Source organism: Streptomyces sp. NPDC096193 (genome assembly GCF_040302905.1).
Taxonomy (GTDB): domain Bacteria; phylum Actinomycetota; class Actinomycetes; order Streptomycetales; family Streptomycetaceae; genus Streptomyces.
In genome coordinates this window covers 108,374-130,034 of record NZ_JBEOSJ010000017.1, presented here as the reverse complement: position 1 = coordinate 130,034, position 21,661 = coordinate 108,374, and the positions used below count along the sequence as shown (strand labels likewise).

At 70.2% G+C, this 21,661-nt stretch carries 15 protein-coding genes and 5 pseudogenes; 6 read left to right on the top strand and 14 right to left on the bottom strand.

The window, feature by feature from the left end; all coding sequences use genetic code 11:
* Positions 1-125 precede the first annotated feature (125 nt).
* Entirely contained in the window at positions 126-887 is a 762-nt protein-coding gene (locus ABTX78_RS24035) for a DeoR/GlpR family DNA-binding transcription regulator (protein WP_352208844.1), read from the bottom strand.
* Positions 888-1,270: 383 nt separating this feature from the next.
* Here ABTX78_RS24035 and gnd point away from each other — a divergent pair, with 383 nt between their 5' ends.
* Positions 1,271-2,713 carry an NADP-dependent phosphogluconate dehydrogenase gene (gene gnd, locus ABTX78_RS24030; RefSeq protein WP_352208843.1) on the top strand — a complete coding sequence of 481 codons (1,443 nt, stop codon included), beginning with the start codon at positions 1,271-1,273 and terminating at the stop codon, positions 2,711-2,713.
* Positions 2,714-3,167: 454 nt separating this feature from the next.
* Here gnd and ABTX78_RS24025 read toward each other — a convergent pair whose 3' ends face one another.
* The 4 genes and pseudogenes from ABTX78_RS24025 to ABTX78_RS24010 all read right to left on the bottom strand — a co-directional run.
* Positions 3,168-3,800 (bottom strand): aspartate/glutamate racemase family protein, encoded by a 633-nt coding sequence (locus ABTX78_RS24025; protein ID WP_352208899.1) that lies wholly within the window; start codon positions 3,798-3,800, stop codon positions 3,168-3,170.
* Between the two features lie 8 nt (positions 3,801-3,808).
* Complete coding sequence (locus ABTX78_RS24020) at positions 3,809-4,153, bottom strand: GNAT family N-acetyltransferase (RefSeq protein ID WP_340476651.1); 345 nt, start codon at positions 4,151-4,153, stop codon at positions 3,809-3,811.
* Between the two features lie 69 nt (positions 4,154-4,222).
* On the bottom strand, positions 4,223-4,657 hold the full coding sequence (gene panD, locus ABTX78_RS24015; protein WP_352208898.1) for an aspartate 1-decarboxylase: 435 nt from the start codon (positions 4,655-4,657) through the stop codon (positions 4,223-4,225).
* A gap of 28 nt (positions 4,658-4,685) precedes the next feature.
* Positions 4,686-4,868, bottom strand: a pseudogene (locus tag ABTX78_RS24010) (short-chain fatty acyl-CoA regulator family protein); the annotation flags it as partial.
* Between ABTX78_RS24010 and ABTX78_RS24005 the strand changes: the two are divergent.
* Positions 4,830-5,071: pseudogene (locus tag ABTX78_RS24005) on the top strand (helix-turn-helix domain-containing protein); the annotation flags it as partial. The pseudogenes ABTX78_RS24010 and ABTX78_RS24005 sit on opposite strands and share 39 nt — an antisense overlap.
* Before the next feature lie 110 nt (positions 5,072-5,181).
* Here the strand turns inward: ABTX78_RS24005 and ABTX78_RS24000 are convergent.
* Positions 5,182-6,606: an NAD-dependent succinate-semialdehyde dehydrogenase gene (locus ABTX78_RS24000; protein WP_352208842.1), complete on the bottom strand. Its 1,425-nt coding sequence runs from the start codon at positions 6,604-6,606 to the stop codon at positions 5,182-5,184.
* A gap of 643 nt (positions 6,607-7,249) precedes the next feature.
* On the opposite strand from ABTX78_RS24000, the gene ABTX78_RS23995 reads away from it, so the two are divergent.
* Entirely contained in the window at positions 7,250-8,095 is an 846-nt protein-coding gene (locus ABTX78_RS23995; RefSeq protein WP_352208841.1) for an aldo/keto reductase, read from the top strand.
* 13 nt (positions 8,096-8,108) lie between these two features.
* A complete protein-coding gene (locus ABTX78_RS23990) occupies positions 8,109-8,720 on the top strand; it encodes an NADPH-dependent FMN reductase (protein WP_352208840.1) in 612 nt (203 codons plus the stop codon).
* A 40-nt stretch (positions 8,721-8,760) separates the two neighbouring features.
* Here the strand turns inward: ABTX78_RS23990 and ABTX78_RS23985 are convergent, their stop codons facing one another.
* The 4 genes and pseudogenes from ABTX78_RS23985 to ABTX78_RS23970 all read right to left on the bottom strand — a co-directional run bounded on the left by ABTX78_RS23985 (position 8,761) and on the right by ABTX78_RS23970 (position 11,313).
* Positions 8,761-9,813, bottom strand: coding sequence for an LLM class oxidoreductase (locus tag ABTX78_RS23985; RefSeq protein WP_352208839.1), 1,053 nt, complete (start codon positions 9,811-9,813; stop codon positions 8,761-8,763).
* Between the two features lie 17 nt (positions 9,814-9,830).
* Positions 9,831-10,142, bottom strand: a complete 312-nt coding sequence (locus tag ABTX78_RS23980) for a glycogen debranching N-terminal domain-containing protein (protein WP_352208897.1) — start codon at positions 10,140-10,142, stop codon at positions 9,831-9,833.
* A gap of 158 nt (positions 10,143-10,300) precedes the next feature.
* Positions 10,301-10,708: pseudogene (locus tag ABTX78_RS23975) on the bottom strand (DUF2267 domain-containing protein); the annotation flags it as partial.
* Between the two features lie 434 nt (positions 10,709-11,142).
* On the bottom strand, positions 11,143-11,313 hold the full coding sequence (locus ABTX78_RS23970) for a hypothetical protein (RefSeq protein WP_352208838.1): 171 nt from the start codon (positions 11,311-11,313) through the stop codon (positions 11,143-11,145).
* 219 nt (positions 11,314-11,532) lie between these two features.
* Between ABTX78_RS23970 and ABTX78_RS36185 the strand changes: the two are divergent.
* Positions 11,533-11,745 (top strand): annotated as a pseudogene (locus ABTX78_RS36185) (transposase); the annotation flags it as partial.
* Between the two features lie 275 nt (positions 11,746-12,020).
* Here ABTX78_RS36185 and uvrA read toward each other — a convergent pair.
* Positions 12,021-14,489 carry an excinuclease ABC subunit UvrA gene (uvrA, locus tag ABTX78_RS23960; RefSeq protein WP_352208837.1) on the bottom strand — a complete coding sequence of 823 codons (2,469 nt, stop codon included), beginning with the start codon at positions 14,487-14,489 and terminating at the stop codon, positions 12,021-12,023.
* Between the two features lie 163 nt (positions 14,490-14,652).
* On the opposite strand from uvrA, the pseudogene ABTX78_RS23955 reads away from it, so the two are divergent.
* Positions 14,653-14,966, top strand: a pseudogene (locus ABTX78_RS23955) (hypothetical protein); the annotation flags it as partial.
* Positions 14,967-15,010: 44 nt separating this feature from the next.
* Here the strand turns inward: ABTX78_RS23955 and drmC are convergent.
* Genes drmC through drmA form a run of 3 tightly spaced genes read right to left on the bottom strand, consistent with a single transcriptional unit; the run spans position 15,011 to position 21,506 of the window.
* Positions 15,011-15,790 (bottom strand): DISARM system phospholipase D-like protein DrmC, encoded by a 780-nt coding sequence (gene drmC / locus ABTX78_RS23950; protein WP_352208836.1) that lies wholly within the window; start codon positions 15,788-15,790, stop codon positions 15,011-15,013.
* On the bottom strand, positions 15,787-17,682 hold the full coding sequence (gene drmB, locus ABTX78_RS23945) for a DrmB family protein (protein WP_352208835.1): 1,896 nt from the start codon (positions 17,680-17,682) through the stop codon (positions 15,787-15,789). Before drmB ends, drmC begins: the two co-directional genes overlap by 4 nt.
* The gene (gene drmA / locus ABTX78_RS23940; protein ID WP_352208834.1) at positions 17,679-21,506 is read right to left on the bottom strand and encodes a DISARM system helicase DrmA; all 3,828 of its coding nucleotides are present in this window, start codon (positions 21,504-21,506) and stop codon (positions 17,679-17,681) included. The genes drmB and drmA overlap by 4 nt, the downstream gene beginning before the upstream one ends.
* Positions 21,507-21,661: the final 155 nt, after the last annotated feature.

Below are 21,661 nucleotides of genomic sequence, written 5' to 3'. Positions count from 1 at the left end.
GAGTTCTCCTGATCAGTCGTAGCGGCTCGGTGATCGGTGGTGCGGGACATGGCCGGCCCGCCCCCCGCCGGTGACGGGGGCTGGACGGGACATGTATGGGGGCTGTGGTGGAGGTCCGGTCCTCCTCAGACGCGGACGACCTGGGGGCCGAGGAGTGAGTAACGCTGGGCCTCGGCGGAGGGCAGCCCGGCGTCGGTGACGATGGCCTCGAAGTCGCCGACGTCGGCGAAGCGGCAGAAGCTGACCGCGCCGAACTTCGTGTGGATCCCGGTGAACACCCGCCGTCGTGAGCTGCGCATGGCCTGCGCCTTGACCTCGCTGACGGCCGGGTCGGGCGTGGTCAGTCCGTACTCGCGGGAGATTCCGTTCGCGCCGACGTACGCCAGGTCGATGACGAAGTCGGCGAGCATCCGGGTGGCCCAGTGGTCGACGGTGGCCATGGTGCCGCCGCGCACCCGGCCGCCGAGGAGGAGTACGGCGATCTTCTCGGCGTCCGCGAGGACGGTCGCGACCGCGAGGGACGCGGTGACCACGGTCAGTGGCCGGTCCCTCGGCAGTGCCTCCGCGACGAGCTGCGGGGTGAAGCCCTCATCGACGAAGACGGTTTCCGCGTCACCCAGCAGATCGGCGGCCGCGGCCGCGATCCGTGACTTCTGCGGTACATGACGCGTGGTGCGCACGGCGAGGGTGGTCTCGAAGCCGGCGGACTCGACGGGGTACGCCCCGCCGTGGGTGCGCCGCACGAGACCGTGCTCCTCCAGGGCGTGCAGATCGCGCCTGATGGTCTCCTTGGCCACCCGGAAGAGACCCGCGAGAGCGGTGACGTCGACCGACCCGTCCCGCCGGGCCGTGTCGAGAATTCCCCGTCGGCGTTCCTCGGTGTCCACGACACACTTCCCTGCTTCGCTCCGTGCACTGTTCGCGCCGGGCCCGAAGTCCGTTCGGGCCCATGCGTCGTTTGTACAAGCACTCCCGGCCGCTCGACCAGGCTCTACGCCGAATCCGGTGCGCCCGTATGCGCCCGTTTCCCGGACGCGATCCGCGCTGGTCGCGGGGCCGGGCACGGGGTTCGCGGGCCCCGGCCGTGCCCGCTTGGGCCCCGGTGGCGTCCGAACGGTGCCCGAGGGCGGAGACTGGAGCCGCACACCCCTTCGGGACCCGGAATGCGGTGAGCTCCCGAGGGCTGGAAAATCGATGAATGGCTGGGTCCGCCCGTACGTATGCGTAGGCGCGGACATGGATTCTCCGACGGACTTCCAGGAGCACACGTATGAGTGGTACAGCCCAGATCGGTGTCACCGGGCTCGCGGTGATGGGGCGCAACCTCGCCCGCAACTTCGCGCGCAACGGCTTCACCGTCGCCGTGCACAACCGCACCGCGACGAAGACACGGGCGCTGGTGGAGGAGTTCGGCGACGAGGGCACGTTCGTCCCGGCCGAGTCGGCGGAGGAGTTCGTCGCGGCGCTGGAGCGCCCGCGGCGTCTGGTGATCATGGTCAAGGCCGGTGATCCCACGGACGCGGTGATCGAGGAGTTCGCGCCGCTCCTGGAGGAGGGCGACGTCATCATCGACGGCGGCAACGCCCACTTCGCGGACACCCGGCGCAGGGAGAAGGACCTGCGGGAACGCGGCATCCACTTCGTCGGCGTCGGCATCTCGGGCGGCGAGGAGGGCGCACTGCACGGACCCAGCATCATGCCGGGCGGCTCGGCCGAGTCCTACGCGACGCTGGGCCCGATGTTGGAGAAGATCGCCGCGAAGGCGCCCGACGGCACGCCGACGGTGGCCCACATGGGACCGGACGGCGCCGGTCATTTCGTGAAGATGGTGCACAACGGCATCGAGTACGCCGACATGCAGCTGATCGCCGAGGCGTACCACCTCCTGCGTTCGGTCGCGGGCTACTCCCCCGCGCAGATCGCCGAGACCTTCCGGACCTGGAACACCGGCCGGCTGGACTCGTATCTGATCGACATCACGGCGGAGGTGCTGGGCCACACGGACGCCGACACCGGGAAGCCGTTCGTCGACGTCGTCACCGACCAGGCCGAGCAGAAGGGCACGGGCCGCTGGACCGTGCAGATCGCGCTCGACCTCGGTGTGCCGGTCTCCGGTATCGCCGAGGCGGTCTTCGCCCGTTCGCTGTCGGGGCACGCGGATCTGCGCACGGCCTCGCGCGGGCTGCCCGGCCCGACGCCCCGCGCGCTGAGCGACGAGGAGGCCTCGCGCTTCGCCGACCAGGTCGAGCAGGCCCTCTACGCGTCCAAGATCGTGTCGTACACGCAGGGCTTCCACCAGATCCAGGCCGGCAGTGAGGCCTACGACTGGAACATCGACCTCGGCTCCGTCGCGGCGATCTGGCGGGCTGGATGCATCATCCGGGCCGTGTTCCTGGACCGGATCCGTGCCGCCTACGACGCCCAGCGGGACCTGCCGAGCCTGCTGTCGGACAAGGAGTTCGCCTCGGAGATCGGCGCCGCGCAGGACGACTGGCGCGATGTGGTCGCGACGGCGGCACACCAGGGCGTGCCTACGCCCGGCTTCTCGGCGGCTCTCGCGTACTACGACGCGCTGCGGGCCGACCGGCTGCCGGCCGCGCTCACCCAGGCGCAGCGGGACTTCTTCGGTGCGCACACCTACCGGCGGGTGGACCGGGAGGGCTCGTTCCACACCCTCTGGGGTGGCGACCGTTCCGAGGTCGGCACCGACTGACGGCGTCGGCGTCGGCGCCGCGACAGCCGCGCTTCTCAGCCCACCGGGCCCGTGCCTTTCGGCCGGGCCCGGTGCGGGTTCTGTGTCCGTCACGCGGCCCGGAGCGGGTCCGAGGCGCGTGCTCATCAGTTTTCCGGGCGAGTCCGGGCGCGGGCCGTTCGTGATCCCGCGGTTCCCCGATTCTCATGCAGGTCCGGGCGCGGGTTCGGGCTCCGGCGACGGGTCCGGGTCGGGGCCCGGCGGCTTGGGAATCGGGTCGGGCGCCGGCCCCGGCGGGGGCGAGGGCACCGGCACGGGACCGGGCAGCGGGCCCGGTGTCGGGCCGGGCGGTCCCGGCGAGGGGACGGGTGACGGTGGTACGGGCGGCTGGGTCATGCCTGACCTCCAGGGTTCGGAGTCGTGCCTTCCCAATGTCTCCCGCTGCGCCTGCCCCCGCGCGCCGGATCCACACGCCTCAAGATCTCGAACGCGCCGCTTCCACGGCCGCCCGCAGGCCCCGACGGGGGCTGGACAGGACGGGGAGAGCTGTCGTCGTACGGTCGGCGGCGTCCGCCATCGACGCCTGGGCCAGCACGACGACATCGGCGTCACGCACGGCGTCGACCTCGGCGGCCACCCGGTCGAGGTAGGACTCGCGATCACCCGCGAGGAAGTGCTTCCAGGCCTCTGCGGCCAGGACCGTCCGCAGCTCGACCCGGCGCCCGGCGGCCTCCTCGCGGATCAGCGAGGTGGTTGGCTCCAGAGTGCTCTGCAGGGCGGCAACCACGACAATGCGCTGGTGGGCCGCCGCCTCGGCGGCCATCGGCCGGTCGACCCGCAGCACGGGCACGCCGATCCCCGACGCCCGCCTCTCGGCGACTGCTCCGATCGTGGAGCAGGTGCACAGCACGGCCCGCGCCCCGTCGGCCACGGCCTCCCCGAGCACGGCGGCGACATCCGCGCCGACGGCTTCGGGCCCCTCCGCCACCGCGCGGGACAGCAGCTCTTCCCGTACGTAGTGGCGCAGGGGGACGCCGGGGTGATCGGCGTCCCGCAGGGAGTCGAAGACCGGCACGTGGACCGGGGAGGTGTGGAGGAGGGCCGGCATGTTCTCGCTCACCAGAGGTCGGGGTTCGCCTTCAGCTGGTCCTCGGCGGCCACGACCAGTTCGGACGGGGGCGTCGGGCCTTCGTCGGGGTGCTTCTGCACCCAGCGGGCGGCGTACGGGCAGAGAGTCACGACGGGCACGCCCTCCCGCTCGGCGATCCGGAACAGCTCACGCACCAGGGAGCTCGCGATGCCCTTGCCCTCGTGCTCCGGCTCGACGATGGTGTGCACCGCGACCAGGGCCGGCGGCTCCGCGTCCAGCGTGAAGTAGGCGATGTGCCCGGTGACCTGGCCGTCCTCGTACGCCTCGAGGAGGCCCTTCGACCGGTTGTCGCGGATGTCGGGCTCGGACATGGCGGCGGGCTCCCTCGCTCGGATCTGGATCTGCTGTCTTCGGATCTGGATCTGCTGCCTGACGGGCGATCATGTTACGGCGTGGGGACTGCGCTCGGTGCCGCTGCCGGGCACGGGCGCGGCGGCGTGAGGACTGTGCTCGGTGCCGCTGCCGGGTACGGGCGCGGCGGCGTCCGAGCCGAGCTCGACGATGCGGTTGCGCGCGTCCACATGCACGACGGCGGGCACGAGCGCACGCGCCTCGGCGTCGTCGACCTGGGCGGAGCTGATCAGGATGACGATATCGCCGGGGTGGACGAGGTGGGCGGCGGCCCCGTTGGTCCCGATGACACCGGAGCCCCGCTCGCCCTCGATGACATAGGTCTCGAGGCGGGCGCCGTTGGTGATGTCGACGATGTGGACGAGCTCGCCGGGAAGGAGGTCGGCGGCGTCCATGAGGCCGCGGTCGACGGTGACGGATCCGACGTAGTGCAGATCGGCCTGGGTGACGGTGGCACGGTGGATCCTGGGCGGTGGGCGGGCGGATCTCGCAGCGGAGGCCGAGTGTGAAGGTCTTACCGGGTTCGCCCCCGTCGCCCCAGTGCCGGGTGACGGGACGCCCGGTCCACAAGTAGCGCTGTCCCTCGGGCATTTCGGCGATCTGTACGTGGATGCGGCCGAGGGCGGATGCGGTGACGAGTGGCTCGGGCAGCTCACCGACTGCGACTCCTGGCATCACGCGACCGTGATGGAGACCCTGTCCCGGTATTTCGACTGCGGCGGCAACTACGACGAGAACCGCAGAATGCCCAGCCACCCACCGCAGCACGCTCCGCTATCGGCCGCAGCGCATCCGCCACATCAGCGGCCACGACCTCGCGAAACGTCGAGGACCGGCTGAACCTGTCGGATCGCGGCGCTCATCGCGAGGACTCGTGACATGACACGGGTGCCCGACACGGCCGGGCGTGCCCTCGGTATTCCTCGGCAAGGATCGCTTCAGCCTCTGACGGTCGGCCCCGGGCGAGCGCGGTCGACCGGCTCGGAGGTCAGCCCAGCACCTCTGCGATCGGGGCGTCGGCGTCCACGTAGCGCACGAGCTTGCGGTTCGCGAATTCCACGATGCCCACGTCGCCGAGTTCGCGACCGTAGCCGGAGCGCTTGACGCCGCCGAAGGGCAACTCCGGTCGGGACGCGGTCGGGTGGTTGATCCACACCATGCCCGCCTCCAGCCGGTCCGCGACCCCGCGAGCACGTTCCGGGTCGGCGGCGAAGACCGCGCCACCCAGTCCGTAGGGGGAGGTGTTGGCCAATGCCACGGCCTCGTCCTCGTCGGCTACCCGGTAGACCGTGGCAACGGGGCCGAACAGCTCTTCCCGGTAGGCCCGCATGTCCGGTGTGACGTCGGTGAGGACGGTGGGCTCCACGAAGGCGCCCGGCAGGTCGGGCCGCCCGCCGCCCAGCACCACCGTGGCCCCCTTGTCCACCGCGTCACGGACCTGCTCCATCAGGAGTTCGGCCGCGGCCTCGGAGGACAGCGGGCCGAGCGTGGTGGCGGGGTCGACCGGATCTCCCGGTCGCACCTCGCTCATCCGGTCACGCAGCCCGGTGAGGAAGGCGTCGTAGACGTCGGCAAGGGCGATGAAGCGCTTGGCCGCCACGCAGCACTGCCCGGTGTTACCCATCCGGCCGAGGAACGCGGCGTACACGGTGCGCTCGAGGTTGTGACCGTCCAGCACGACGAAGGGATCACTGCCACCCAGCTCGAGGACGGACTTCTTGACATTGCGGCCGGCGATCTCGCCCAAGCTCACGCCCGCCCGCTCGCTTCCGGTCAGTGAGGCTCCCTGCACACGGGGGTCATCGATGATCTTCCCGACGTCCCTGCCCCGCACGAAGAGATTGGTATAGACCCCGGTCGGCACGCCCGCATCCATGAACAGCTGCTCGAGTGCCAGCGCGGACTGGGGGCAACTGCTCGCGTGTTTGAGCAGGATCGTGTTGCCGAGGACGAGGTTCGGAGCCGCGAATCGGACCACCTGGTACAGCGGGAAGTTCCAGGGCATCACACCGAGAAGGACGCCGAGCGGCTCGTTCACCAGCACGGCCATGCCCTCGGACACCGGCAGGGGTCGCTCTTCCAGCAACTCGGGGCCACGCTCGCCGTAGTAGGTGAGGATGTCGGACGCCAGGTCGACCTCTGCACGGCTCGAGTCGATCAGCTTGCCGACCTCAAGGGTCAGCAGCCGCGCCAGTTCCTCCTTGCGCTCCGCCATGAGCCGGCCGGCGCGTTGCACGAGGGCCCCACGGTCGGCCCTCGACCGGGCACGCCAGTCCGGAAAGCTACGGTGCGCCGCGTCGATCGCGCGCCCTACGTCCTCCGCGCTCAGCGCCGGGAACTCCCGAACCCTTTCACCGGTGTACGGATTGACCGTGGCAATGGGGCTCCCCTGGGCAGTGACACTGGCGTCCATGGCGCCTCCCTGGAATCGGGGCACTTCGGGTTTCCACGCCGGACCCGCTCACACCTGCTGATGTCTCTGCCGTGGCTCGGCCTGCCGTGGACCCTTGACGAGGGCGATGGCAGTTGAACGACAACGGCTGCCCGCCTGGGGCAGGGATCGGGGTGCTCTGCTCAGTGGCCGGGTGGGGCGGGTCGGTCCCCCAGAGGCCCGGTCCGGCCGAGAAGGCGCAAGCACCGGAATACAGCGGCGGGGGACCATTTTTCAACACCATCCCGGCCGGCGAGGCCCTGCACACAACGGTACACGGAGGCGTCGCTCTGTGGGTGGTCGTGGTCACCGCCGTCCGAGCGCGGGCGCGGGCCCGGTCGGCGTGGCAGGCTTGTACGGGGGCCGCGCCGTTCGGCATCGCCCTGCGGCACTCGCGGTGCAGACCGCGGTGATCGCCTTCGCGGCGGTGCTCTCCTGCGGCGTCGTTGTGCCGGTCGCCGTCGCGTTGCGCGACCGCGCACCCGGTCCCGGCTCGCCCTCGGCGCAGTCCGCTCGCCCCTCTTGAACTCCTTTGCGGCGCATGCGACATGGGTTGTCCGGACAGCGCGGAACTGGGCATTGCGGCTGCGCGTGACACGAATCCGCGGCAGACGGGAGGCACGAGATGTCTGCGGAATCGGCCAGAACGATCGCGCTCCCCTCCGGTGAGGAGATCGCGGCACTCGGGCAGGGCACCTGGTATCTGGGCGAGGACCCGGCCCGGCGTGAACAGGAGATCGCCGCGCTGCGGTTGGGTGTGGACCTGGGCATGACCGTCGTCGACACGGCGGAGATGTACGGCGACGGCGCAGCCGAGGAGCTCGTCGGGGAGGCCCTGCGGGGACGCCGGGAGGAGGTCTTCCTCGTCAGCAAGGTGCTGCCCGGCCACGCCGACCGGAAAGGCACCGTCGCCGCCTGCGAGGGCAGCTTGCGGCGGCTCCGTGCGGAACAGCTGGACCTCTACCTGCTGCACTGGCGCGGACGGTGGCCACTCGAGGAGACCCTTGCGGGATTCTCCGACCTGATGGAGGCGGAGAAGATCCGTTACTGGGGCGTGAGCAATCTGGACGTCGCCGACATGGTCGAGCTGGCCACCCTCCCCGGCGGCGTCGACGTGGCCGTCGACCAGGTGCTGTACAACCTCTCCCGGCGCGGCATCGAGTGGGATGTGCTCCCCTGGTGCCGCGAGGCCGGGGTGGCGGTCATGGCCTACTCCCCGATCGAGCAGGGGCGGTTGCTGAAGGTCGAGGCTCTGGGTGCCGTGGCCCGGGCCCTCGGAGCCACGCCGACCCAGGTGGCACTCGCCTGGGTGCTGGAGCAGGGGGTGTCCGCGATCCCTCGTTCCGGATCACCCGACCACGTTCGGGAGAACCGCGGCGCGGCGGACCTCCACCTTCCCGCCGAGGCGCTCGACGCCCTCGACGAGGCGTTCCCACCGCCCAGCGGGCCCACGCCCCTGGAGATGCTCTGAAGGAGTTGACGAGATGGCGCGCCCCCCGTTCGTCGTCGGAATGGGGGGATCGCTGCGCACCCCCTCGACCAGCCTCACCGCACTGTCTGTGGCGGTCGAGGGGGCGGCCGAGGCGGGCGCCGACACCCAGGTGATCGACCTCAGGCGGTTGGATCTTCCGTTCTACACGTCCGAGCACGGGATCCCTCCGTCCGCCCGCCGGCTTGCGGACACCGTCGAGGCAGCGGACGCCCTGCTGTGGAGCAGCCCGACGTACCACGGGTCGGTCAGCGGCGTGTTCAAGAACGCGGTGGACTGGCTTGCCCTCCTGGCCGACCACGACCCGCCCTACCTGAGCAACAAACCCGTGGGGATGCTGACAACCGCCGGTGGAGTGCAGGGCCTGCAGGCGATCAACGTGATGGAGTTCATCGTCCGGTCGCTGCGCGGCTGGGCCGTGCCGCTGGTGTTCGCGGTCCCGCGGTCCTCCCGGGTCTTCGATGGCGAAGGACGCCTCACCGACCAGGCGGTCGCGGACCAAATGCGCGGCCTCGGCGCGGAGGTGACCAGGGCGGCCCTGCAGTTCCGGGCGGAGGGCACGTGCGACTACGCGCAGGAGCGGCCGTCCGGGGCCGTCCGGGACTGAACCCGGCCCTGTCACCCAGGGCGCCGGGGGTCGTCCTTCCTCAGGACCCGGTCCGCCCCACGGGCCGGTGTTCGCCGCGCGCCCCGGTGCGCCCGGGCGGGAAGTGCGGCAGCACGTGCTCGGCCAGTTCGTCGATCACCTCGGCGACCGGGCGGCGGCTGTGCTTGAAGTTGATCATCAGCTGGTCGATGCCGATGTCCTGCCAGGTCCGCATCATCGCCAGGAACGACTCCCGGCCCACCGAGAAGCCCTGGTGGATGCGCCGGGGCAGGGCCAGCGGGTCCTCGGTCAGGTCCAGATAGGTGGCCTGGGCGTACGGCTTGAACCCACCGTCGTCGCCTCGGGTCAGGTCCCGCCACCGTGCGATGTTCTCGGCCTGCTGCTGGAGCGGCGGGGTGTAGTACAGCCAGCCGTCCGCGTGGTCGGCGATCCACCGGACGTCCTGCCTGCCACGTCCCGTCATCAGTACGGGGATCCGCCGGTACACCGGCTTGGGCAGCAGATCGGTGCCGCGCATCCGGCCGAGGGGCGAGTCCACCTGCGGGAAACGGTGCTCGAGGACGACGCGGAAATACTCCAGCGACTGCCGGAACCTCTCGGCCCGGCCGTCCGGGTCCTGACCGAAGGCCGGGAACTCCACGGGCCGGTCACCGGTGGCCACCCCGAGCAGGAGCCGTCCGCCTGACAACTGGTCCACCGAGGCCGCCGCCTTGGCGGTGTGCAACGGATGCCGCAGCGGCATGACGATGCTGGCGGTCCCCAGGGTGATCGAGGTGGTGCGAGCGGTGAGCTGCCCCAGGTACACCCACGGGTCGAAGACCTGCCCGGCGTCCCCGAAACTCGGGTCCAGCAGCGGCACGTCACGGACCCACACCGAGGCGAAGCCGGCCCGCTCGGCCTGCTGGATCCGCTCGATGTGCCCGGCCAGGGACGGCAGGGGCCCGTCGAAGCCCTCCAGGGGCGTGATGGCGCCCACGGTCATCCTGCCTCCGGGATACGCTCTGGCCATGGCCGCGTGCTCGGAGAACGGCCGCTGCGCCCCGCCTTCGATGTCCACGGGTGCGCCGTCTGAGGGAACTGTCGGTTGTGTCATGCGATCCTCCGGCGATTTCATGCCGAGTCCGGGTCCGCATCGGACGCGTCTGAGCTTGCGCAACCCGAGGTCCTCGCGCATCCCCTCGCCGGCGTAGCGCCGACGTTCCGACAGGAGTTCGCTCTGCGCACCGTGCGGCGGGACGCAGAAGGCGAACGTGGTGCTGTGGGGTCGTGGGAAAGCACGGTGAGGTGGTGCGGCCGGTGGCCGTCCACCCGGATCTGCCAGTCGGAGACGACCCGCACGTCGCGGAAGAACGGCCCCTGCGGCACCTCGGCCTCCATGTCGCCCGAGGTGCCCGAGACACAGAACGCCGGCCCCTCGACCAGGGTGACGGTGGCCGCAGTGAGAACGGCCGGTTCCGTCTCTTCGATGATGGCGCCGACCTCGTCGGTGATGGCTCCTTCCGGCCCGGGTCGCCGACGAGAGCCTCGAAGTCCCAGGCGACCTGGGACATTACGTGGCGGAACTCGTCCTCACTGACCGCGTCCTTCGGGGTGCTCAGCTCCGCCCGTACGCCCTCGCGGGCCTCGTCCGGGCTCACCGCTCGCCTGCTCACCCGATTGATGAACTCCTCGAGTCCGAAGGGCTCGGCCCCCGGAGTGCGGGAGACCAGCGGTTCCTTCAGCGGCTTGGGCAGTTCGGACGCGGGGTCCTCCTCCTCACCCCCCTGGTGAAGCGGTTGGCAGGAGTTTCCAGGGTCGCGCGGGTGAGGGGCTCCGCCTTCTCCGGGGGGACAGGGGCGCGCCGGGTGATGGTGTCGAGGAAGGTGTTGCAGTCCATGAGCCGTCCTTTTTTCTGAAGCTTTGCAACTGCCTGGCGTGGGCCCTGAGACAGGTACCGAAGGGTGCGTCGTGCGTGTGGGGGTGGCGGGCTGATGCGCGTCATGGTGCATGCGCCTCAGCAGAGGCCGAGTGAAATCTGACATTTCCATGTTCCGGATGTGGGCCACACCCTGCCTGCTCCCGGCGGGAGGAAAGGCGGCGGGCTCGCTAGGCCTCCGAGCACAAGTGCAGACGGCCTCCGTTACGGCAAAGGGGACGTCGGCGCCGGTCTGCCGGATGTGCGTCAGGGCGCCGTGCCTGTGGGCGCGGTCGGCTTTCCCGCCGTCGCGCTTCCGGCCGGCCCGTTCGGCGTCGAGAGCGTTCGACGGCGGCGAGCTGTCGGGCGATGTCCATCGCCCACGTCCAGGTCGATGGACCGTGGGGGCACGGCCGGCGCGGCTCTCACACCAAGAGATGGGCATGACCTCGTCAGACACCGTGCTGGCCGACCCCAGCTTCCTCCAAGGCCCTCGAAGCTGGGCCCGCTCTCCACCCCACGGGCCGGTCAGCCGGGGTGGTCGCCTCCGTACGGCTGCCGGTCCGTAGCGTCGCGCAGCCGCGTCGAATGCCGGCACGCCCATGTGGTGGTGGTCGTCATAACTACGATGAGCGCTTTCAGGATGACCGGCTCGATGCCGTGGGGATTCCACTCCCCGGCGGCGGTCACGATCAGCACCGCCGGACGCCGCAGCACGCCGGCGCCGAACGGCGGACGCTGCGGGACTGCCGGGCCTACGGGTCGCCTTGCCCAGGGTGCGGGCCCCCACCCTGGGCATGTTCCTGCGCTCCTTCACCCACGGGCACGTCCCTCAACCGAACGCGGTGCACCGCAGGTTCCGGGCGCAACTGGGCCGTGTATCGAAAATGGATCTTGGGCTGTGAATGATCACGGTTCATGGGGCGGGGAGATCTCGCGGACGAGCAGTGGGCGGTGGTGGAGCCGTTGTTGCCGAAGGGTGCCAGGAGGGGCGGCCGCCTGTCTGGCCTCGGCGGCAGTTGATCGACGGCATACGGTTCCGGTGTTCCGTGGCGGGACATGCCCGTCGAGTACGGGCCGTGGGGCCGGGTCTACGACCTGTTCCGCCGATGGCAGCGGAACGGCGCCTGGCACCGCACCAGCATGCGGCCGGGGCCCGCAATCAGGGCGATCGGCATCGTCGCCACGCTGGCCGACCTGCGCGCCGAGGACGGCCGGGACGTCCTGCGGGAGATCTCCCAGCACACCGACATCGAGATGCGCCACGTCGCCGAACTCATCGTGGAATGGGCCCGGACGGGACACCTCGCGAGCGATATCCGCCACCAGCTGGAACGCGGCATGGCGACGCGCGCGACCCTGCGCCCCGAACCCGGCTGACCGGTACTCAGCCCCTCGCACCGTCGTCAGGAGCGCGCGAGCCGGGCCGCGAGATAGGGCGCGGTGGCGCTGCGGCGGGCCCTCGCCACCTTGGCCGGCGGGCCCGCCGCGACCACCCGCCCGCCCGCGTCACCGCCGCCCGGCCCGAGGTCGATGACCCAGTCGGCGGTGGCGATCGTGTCCAGGTCGTGCTCGACGAGGACGACCGTGTTGCCGGCGTCGACGAGCCGGTGCAGCTGTCGCAGCAGCAGCGCGATGTCCGAGGGGTGCAGCCCCGCCGTCGGCTCGTCGAGCAGGTAGAGCGCGTGCCCGCGGCGGGCTCGCTGCAGTTCGGTGGCCAGTTTGATGCGTTGCGCCTCACCACCGCTGAGTTCCGTCGCGGGCTGGCCCAGCCGCAGGTACCCCAGTCCCACCTCGCGCAACGTCTCCAGACTGCGGGAGGCGGCCGGGACGTCGGACAGGAATTTGGCGGCGGCGTCGACGGACAGCGCCAGCACTTCCGCGATGTTCTTGCCGTGGTAGGTGACTTCCAGCGTTTCGGCGTTGTACCGGGCGCCCTGGCAGGTTGGGCACGGCGCGTAGGTGCCGGGCAGGAACAGCAGTTCCACCGCGACGAACCCTTCGCCCTGGCAGGTCTCGCACCGCCCTTCGGGCACGTTGAAGGAGAACCGTCCGGCCGAGTAGCCGCGCGCCCTGGCCGCGTCCGTTGCCGCGTACAGCTTGCGCACCGCGTCGAACAGCCCTGTGTACGTGGCCAGGTTGGACCGGGGAGTTCGGCCGATGGGCCGTTGGTCGACCCGGACCAGGCGGTCGAACGACTCGACCCCCGACGCGTCCTGGACGTCGACCTCCAGGTGCGCCTCGTCGGGCTCCTCGGGTACGAGTCCGAGGTGGCCGCGGACGACCTCGGCGAGTACCTGCGTCACCAGCGTCGACTTTCCGGAACCGGACACGCCCGTCACCGCCGTCAGTACGCAGAGCGGTACGTCGACGGACACGTCGTGCAGATTGTGGCGGGAGACGCCGCTCAGGTGCAGCCAGCCGTGCGGTGTGCGCGGGCGGTGATCGAGCGGCTGGGCGCGCCCGAACAGGTACTGACTCGTGGCCGACTCACCGACCCGCTCAAGACCGGCGACCGGGCCGCTGTACAGCACGCGTCCGCCGCCCTCGCCCGCGCCGGGGCCGATGTCGACCACCCAGTCCGCCCGCCGTACAACGTCCATGTCGTGCTCCACGACGAACAGCGAGTTGCCCGCCGCCTTGAGGCGGTCCAGCACGTCCAGCAGCGGTTCCGCGTCAGCCGGGTGCAGGCCCGCGGAGGGTTCGTCGAGGACGTAGACGACGCCGAACAGCCCCGAGCGCAGCTGGGTGGCGATCCGCAGGCGCTGCGCCTCGCCGGGCGACAGGGTCGTCGAGCGGCGCCCGAGGCTGAGATATCCGAGGCCCAGGTCGAGCAGTACGTCGATCCGCGCGACCAGATCGCCGCAGATCCGGACCGCGACCTCGGTCGTCTCCCCGGATCGGGCGGTCGACGTGGTGGCGTCGGCCTCGGACCGCCCGGCGACGGGCCGCAGCAGCGCCACGACCTCGGTGAGCGGCATCGCGTTGATCTCGGCGATGGAACGTCCGGCGAAGGTCACGGCGAGCGCCTCGGGCCGCAGTCCGCTGCCGTGACACTCGGGGCAGGGCACACTCCTGACGAACCGGAGCGCCCGTTCGCGCATCTTCTCGCTCTTGGAGTCGGCGAGGACGTGCATGACGTGCTTGCGGGCGCTCCAGAACTTGCCCTGGTAGCCGTAGTCGACGCGGTCCTCCTCCGGCTCGATGTACACGGAGGGCTGCTCGTCCGTGTAAAGCAGCCAGTCCCGGTCCTTCTTCCTGAGCCTGCGCCACGGTCGGTCGATGTCGATCCCCAGGCCTTTCACGACACTGCGCAGGTTGGCGCCCTGCCAGGCGCCCGGCCAGGCGGCGATCGCCCCCTCGCGGATGCTCAGCGAGGGGTCCGGGACGAGCAGGTCCTCGGCGACGTCGTGCACGACGCCCAGTCCGTGGCACTTCGGGCAGGCGCCGGCCGCGGTGTTGGGTGAGAACGACTCGGCTTCCAGCCGTGCGGCCCCGGGCGGATAGGTGCCGGCCCGGGAGTACAGCATGCGCAGCAGATTGGACAGTGTCGTGATGGTGCCGACCGTCGAGCGCGAGCTGGGCGACCCGCGTCGCTGCTGAAGGGCCACGGCCGGTGGCAGTCCGGTGATTTCCTGCACGTGCGGTGCGCCGACCTGTTGCAACAGCCTTCGGGCGTACGGTGCTACGGACTCGAAGTAGCGCCGCTGGGCCTCCGCGTAGAGCGTGCCGAACGCGAGCGAGGACTTGCCCGAACCGGAGACGCCGGTGAAGGCGACCATCGCGTCCCGCGGAACGTCGACGTCGATGTTCCGCAGGTTGTTCTCACTGGCGCCCCGGACATGCACGAAGGGGTCGGTCGCGTCCTTGTTCACCGTTCCTGATTACCTGATCGTGCCGGGAACCGCGCGACAGGCGCCGTCACCGGGCCCCGCTCACACGAGCATCCGGAGAGTCCCGGTATGAGCCGCTCCCAGGGAACATTCGAGGGTGCTTCACCGTTGATCCGTATGTGGGCGTGAAGGGAACTGTGTCCCCTACGTCGTCAGCGGGCCGCGCGGTTACCTGGGGGTGCTCGTTGGTATGGTCCGCGCCAAACCGGCCGTGGCGCTTGGTGCCGGGCTTGTCGAAAGCCCTGGCGGCCACACTCGCCACCGGGGGCCATCGCCACCCTGGACTCCACCCTCTGGAGCCTGTCCGAGGCCCTGAGCGTGCCGCGCCTCGTGATCGCCATGGTCGGGTCCGTCGCGCTCATGATCGGCTGGCTGATCGTGGACGCACAGCTGTGGCATCGATCAGCGGAGGTCTCGCCGGAGGTGAGGAAGAGGGCGCGGCTCTACAACGCCTCGACGGACATAGGGAGGCTTCGATCAGACCGCGAGCACTGTTGCCGTGGTCAGCCGGGAGCGTGATGTGGCGGGAAAGGCCTGAGTATGCCGAGACGCTGCATTTCGACAATGTGCTCTGCCGTACGACGCGGTGCTTCACCGCCGGTCACCAGCACACCCGCCTCGATGTTGCGCCGAGCGGCGGACTCGGTCAGGTTGGCGCTGCCGAGCAAGAGGGTGCGACGGTCGGCGACCGCCAGCTTGGCGTGCTGGCGGGAGCGGCCCTGTTCGGCAGGGTCCCTAGCCCAGGCCCACAGCCGCAGTCCGGGCACGGACGCGAACGCTTCGGCCGGTTCGCTCCCCGAAAGCAGGCCGCCCGCGCCGGCCACGGTTTCGACCACGACGTGCGTCTGGACGCCCCTGCCCGCAGCCTCTGTCAGGGCCCTGGTCAGGGCGGGATACGGACGAGCCGCGTACGTCATTGCCAGCAGTTCGTGCTGCGCCTCGTTGATGACCTCGACCAGCACTTGGGCGGTCGCCCGCACCGGTACCGCCGGTGTCGAGGGACCGCTCCACACGGTGCGGACCCGGACCGTGTCCCGGGCCTGCCGCCGTGCGGCGACGTAGCCGCGCACATAGGCAGCCGCCTCGGAGGCGGGCACCGACTCCGACTCCATGGCGTCGTAGAGCGCCGCGACAGCCGCGCTGACTCCCGGCGTCGCCAACTCGGTAAGGATCCGATCCCTGGTGCGTCCCTGGGCGAGCATGCCTGCGAGGTCCTTGCTGCGTGAGAGGCCGAGAGCCGCGACGGCGGCCTCGGCAGCGCCCTCGAATGCGGGTCGGCTCACGGCAGCAGAGCGACCGGCGTCAGCACCGGATCCCGGTCACCGGTCAGCGGGACGAGGAACCGACGGTCCAGGAACCGGTTTCCGCGTTCGCACGTGGTTTCCGACACGAAGAGGCAGACATGGCATGCGGCTCCGTGGAGGAAGTCGGCCGGGTCCTGCGGCAGGCGCTCGGCGCACAGCGGGTCGGCGGAGCAGTGGCGGGCGTCGGTCAGGGCCCGGCGCACGATCCGGTCGAACTCCCGCTCTTCGGCCAGGGACACCAGACCTCCCAGGGTGCCCTCGGCGTCCGGGACGGCAGTGTAGATGAGGATGCCCGTCCTCGGATTCTGTTCGTCCCCCGCGTAGATCCGTTCGGCGAGGGAGGCGGAGTTGTAGCCGCACTCCAGGGCGATGGTGCGGATCAGCAGGTGGGAGAGGGTGTGCAGGGCGATGTACCGAGCCCTTGGCCAACCGTAGTAGGGGTCGAAGTCGCTGGTCTTGCGGTCCGACTTTCGGTTGGCGCGGAACCGTGCGTACGCCTGTCTGTGCGCCTCCATATGCGGTGATTTCTCCATACGAGCGGTCCACTCGGCCATCAGGCCGTCCCGCACGCGCAGGAAGACGCCCTCGCCGCGCACCTCACTGGCCGGTACCCAGTTCCGGATCCCCCGGGACAGTTCGACGCGCGTGGCGATCTCCGGTGATTCGGGGTCGGGCGCGTCGAGCCGGCTGAATCCGATCAGCGCTCGTGCCTCACGCAGCCGCTCGACCTGCCTGATGTCGGCGAAGAACTCACTCAGACGGGCCGGCACGGGCATCTGCCGGAGCGCGAAATCGTCGCTGGGGGTGGGAACGGGACCGGAGAGCGCGTCCCATTCGGGTCCGAAGAGGTCGGCCTGGACGTCAGGGGCGGAGGGAGCCGGCCCGGTGGTTCCCAGCTTGCGGGCCGTGATCGCCGCGACCACTGCGTCGGCGTCGAACTCCTTGAGGAAGGTGAACTTGGGCATGCGTGCCATGAAGTCGAACTGCCCTTGGTCCTCGATCAGTTCGAGGTCGGGCCAGTGGTTGTCCAGGAGCTTGCCGATGTCTCCGCCCTGAGCCTTGGGCAGTGCCAGGGCGCTGAGGGTGAGCGGGAACCACTGGTTGGACGCGCCCGCCACCATCAGGACCGGCTCCTGGTTGCAGCCGTTCGTCTCGTAGGTGCCGAGATGCGGATGCCGTCCACGGCACCGTGGAAGGTTGCGGCGCCCTCTTTCGCCCATGGCTTCCCGGATGTTGCGCTTCACGCCGCAGGCGACGCATTCGATGGTGACGTTGGCGGCCTGGTTGCCGCCATGGTCCTTCATGCGCAGCTTCGGGCGCGGTGTCTTGCCGCAGGCCTGCCCACGGTGCACGTACGCGGTGTAGGGGAACTCGTCGAGATGGCCGGCGGTGCACACGAGGGTGAAACGGGCCGCCACGGCCAGCGGCTTGCCCCGCTTGCAGTCGTGGACGAACTTCGCCTCGTGCGGTGTCCGTGGGTTGGCGTTGACGAAGGCGAACTCGCCCGAGTCGATCGCGGCCAGCACATTGCACGCGGTGCAGCGCATCCACTGCGGGAAGGGTGTCACGGGCACTCCCACCCCCTGTGCCGCCCAGCCCTTCGGGTCCGCGTCGGCGCCCTCCAGCCAGGGAGCGGCACGCAACTGCTCGACCTGGCCGCGTCCATAGCGCTGGAGCGACCGGTTGACGGCGGCGCGCAGCCGAGGTTCATCGATGTCGTATTCGGTGATACCGGAGTGACTCCAGGAGTCGATTCCCCGGATCAGGACGGAAAAGTTGGGCAGGTCGACGAGGGCGCCGACCCCGGCGGTGAACATGAGGTGGCTGGGCCGTACGGCGCCGACCCTGCGGTTGCTTCCCTGACTGCTCATCGCTGTGCCTTCCTTACCGTGCCGACCGTGACGGGTCCGTACTCGTCGCTGTCCACGGTGCTCGCCGTGTCCGGGTCGGTACCGGAGTCGGTCCCGGAGGCGCCGAACGTCCAGTCGGGTCCGTCGCCCGAGGGTTCTTCCAGGAAGGCGCCGCCGGGGAGGAGCAGGTTGATCTCGTTCTCCGTCTCGCGCATCGACATGCCGACGGTCAGCTCGGTCCACCGGGATCCGTCCGCCCGGCGCAGCAGGCCGTTCACGACGGTCGTCTTGTGCTTCTCCTTGCGGTAGGCGAGGGCGGAACTACTCTCGTCGCGTTTGCGGCGCCATTCGTCCTTGAGCCGGTCCAGACGTTCACTCAGGTACTGGCGGGGCCGGTCGCCTCCGACCCGCTCGGCGCGTTCGAGAAGCCGCCGTTCGACCTCCTGGGCGAGCGGTCCGTCGAGGTCGACGTGGTGGGCGTCGAGGTTGCGGGAGGAGTCGTGGGTCGCGTGGCGCAGCGCGGCGACATAGGTGGCGGCGACACCACGGTCGAGCGCGCGCCGGGTGTACGGGGTCACCGACAGCGCTTCCACCTGGCGGTAGAACGTCGCGTGGTAGTGCTCGAAGTCCTCGTAGTGGGCGAGGTCGCGGGGACGTGACCAGTTGTAGAGGGTCACCACCAGGCCCGGACGGGCGGCATCGCGGCCGACTCGCGAGGACGCCTGGATGTACTCGGCGGTGTTCTTGGGCTGGCCCACGACGAGCATCAGGCCGAAGCGGGAGACGTCGACACCGACCTGCAGCATCGAGGTCGCGAGGACGACGTCGACAGCCTGTCGAACGAAGGGCGTCATGGACGCTCGGGGCTCGCGCTTGTCCTTTATGGCGGCGGCGTACTCGCGGAGGAAGGCCAGCCTGCGCACCGAGGTGTCCCGCTCGGGATCGAATTCGATCTCCAGCCGCTTCAGGGCCCCGCCGATGTCGGAGGAGGAGATGCGGGAGGTCAGTTCCTGGATGCTGAGCATTCCGGCTCTGCTCACGATGCGGTCCGACAGCGTGTCCTGGCCCTTGCGGCTGCCGTTGGATCGCACCCGCGTGGTGATGTCGTCGTCCATGTACCGCCGCATGCCGGCGAGTTCACGCGTCGCGTTGAAGTAGCCGACGAGGGTCATGTACGGGTCGGCCGGCCAGCCGTAGTCGTCGAAGAGCTGTTGCGCCGAGAGCAGCAGGATCTCCGCGACGCGAATCTCGGAGGCCTTGAGACGGGTGCCGTGAGCACATACGCCGAGGTAGCGGCGGCCGGGATCCTCCCGGCTCAGTTCCACCTGCCGGGAGAAGAAGGTGTCCCCGACGTCCAGCACCTGGGGAGGGAAAACGGCGACCTTGCGGCCGAAGACACCGAGCACCTGGTCGGCGGCCCGTTTCGTGGTCGCGGTGGAGGCGACGATCTTGGGGCCGACTTCGTGACGTCCTCCGTGAGGGTCGGTGAAGCTCCACGTGCACAACTGGTCGACGGCCGCCTCGAAGAGGCCCACGGTGGTACCCAGGGCTCCGGAGATCAGGTGAAGCTCGTCCTGGATGATCAAGTCCGGAGGTCGCAGGCGAGTGACGGGCTGGGCGGTGACGCCGGGCAGGTCGCCCCGGGCGTTGTGGCGGCCACCGCAGCCGGTCTTGGCGTCCAGGTCTTCGTGGCGGTAGCCGTGGCGGGGGCACAGCTCGGTGACCCTGCCGAACAGCAGGCCGGAGTAGCCGTTCCACGGAAGCTGGGCGAACTTGTCGACCGTGGCGATCAGCAGTGAGGGTGCCAGCCGGTAGATCTCCTCGTCGACGGTGAGCACGGGGACGCCTTCGCCGAGCGCTTCGCGACGGGAGAAGGGGCAGCGGTCCTCCCCCTCGCCGCGAGGGCAGTACAGCAGAACCCTGCGGCGGCCCTCGTCGTACTCCATGTTCGAGCGGGCGGTCAGCCCGCTGCCGCACCAGGGGCAGGTGAGGACCTGCAGGACGCGGGCGTGCTTGTCGCTGGCGTTCTCCTTGGCTTCGGCGATCTGTTCCTTGGCCTCGTCGAACCAGTTCGGTGAGACGGAGGTACCCACCCAGAGCCCGATCCGGAAGGGGGTGGGTCCCCAGCGCCGGTCCCGCGCGAACTCCTCGCGGCGCAAAACCTCGCAGGCACTCACCAGGGCGGCGGCGCGCTGGAACTGCTGAGCGGTCAACAGCCGCAGGGTGTAGCGCATGAGAACGCCCACACCCGCCTCACCGCTGCGGGCTTCCGTACCCGAGCCCAAAGTGCCCTGGAGACGCCTCAGTGCGAAGGTGTAGGCGGCGAGTCCGAGATATGCCTCGGTCTTGCCACCGCCGGTCGGGAAGAACAGCAGATCGACGAGGGCTTCACGGCCGGTACCACGGTGCGGGTGTCCGGGCTGCGTGAGGGAGTCGATGTTCAGCAGGACGAAGGCGAGCTGGAACGGACGCCAGCTGGCTGCCGCCTTGCCCTTCCCGTGTACCTCGTCGTAGGCCTCCTGGTAGGACCGGGAATCGTTCTCGCGGCCGGTGCGGGAGGCCGCGATGGCCGTGTTGCGGCGCTGCAGGGCCATGGCCCGGTTGGCGAACCGGAAGGCCAGCAGGGCCGTCTCGTCGGCCACGAGCCGGTCGATGCCGAGGGTGATGCGGTCGCAGACCTCGAGCGCCTGCTCGATCGCGGTCTCGGCCGCTTCTCGCAGGTCATCGGGGAGTGAAGCGGCACTGCGGCGCTGCTGCTCCAGCCACGTGCCGTACCCGTCGGCCAACGGGGCCAGAGCGGCGCTCAGTTCGGATCGGCGGCCGGGCGTGGCGAGCGCCGCCAGCTCGTCCATGCCCAGCTCCAGCCCCTGGAGGAGGTCCTGCTCCTCGAGTGTCGGCGCAGTGGTCGCCCTGACGTCGTACTCGGGAAGCCAGACGGTGGTCAGCCGGTGCGCGTTGCGCTCTCCGTCGCGGACGTGCGCGTGAACGGCGACATTGCGGCCCTTGGCGTGGCTGAGGCTGTCCCGGTAGAGCAACCGCAGCCTCCGCTCCTCGGCGTCCTCGGGCGCGTTCTCGTGGGTCGCCGGGTCGAGGGGGTCGTCCACCGGCAGGAAGACTGCCGCCTGGTCGTCGGGAAAGGCGGTGACGTCGATCTCTGTCTGGAAGAGCCAGTGCGCGTCGCGCGCGTCCGCGCTGTCCGGCTGCCGGTTCACCAGGGCCAGCTCGACTATGCGCAGGTCCTCGGCGCCCCTACGGCCGCTGTGCCGGCGTACCTGCACGTCGAGGACGACGGTGTCGCCGTCGAGTTGAACGGTGCGGTCGGCCCCGTCGGTCACGTCGATGTCCACCAAACGCTCGACCGGCTCACGTGACCAGACCCTGCGCGTCGTCCCCCGCTCGGTGGCTTCTTCCGACTGGGTGTAGCGACCCCAGCGGACGGTGGCGCTGAGCGTGCCGACCGAGGCCGGAGCGGTGAAGGACAGCCCCATGGAGGACGCCCAGATGTGTCCGGCTGCCTGGGGACTCAGCCGGTCCTGCAGGTCACTGTCGTCACCTTCCTGCTCATCACCCGACTCCCCGTCCGCGCCCTGTGCGGCCGCACGGGCGATCCGGTCCGTGGTGACGGCCTGAGGGCGCGGACCGAGCATGCCGACCAGGTAGCGGTCACGGGGTCCGGAGGAGGCGCTCTGCAGCGTTTCCGTCTCACCGTCCCAGGGGCCCAGCAGATCCCGGCGGATGTAGTGCACGAGTGCGTCACGCACCGCGTACGAGTCCCCGGCACGGAACGTCTGGGGAACTTCGTCGAGCGGATGCGGAACAGCGGCCTGGGCAGGCTGGGCCGGCATGCGGTGGGTCCTTTCGGACAGGGCCGTTGGAGCACGGATGTGCACCCGTGGTGTGGCAGCATGAGAAATATAGGCTCGTTGACTCAGTTCACACAACAAATTCGAGGGGTCCGTCGCTCGGCGTCCCGTCAGTCTCTAGGCTGGTACCTGCCCAC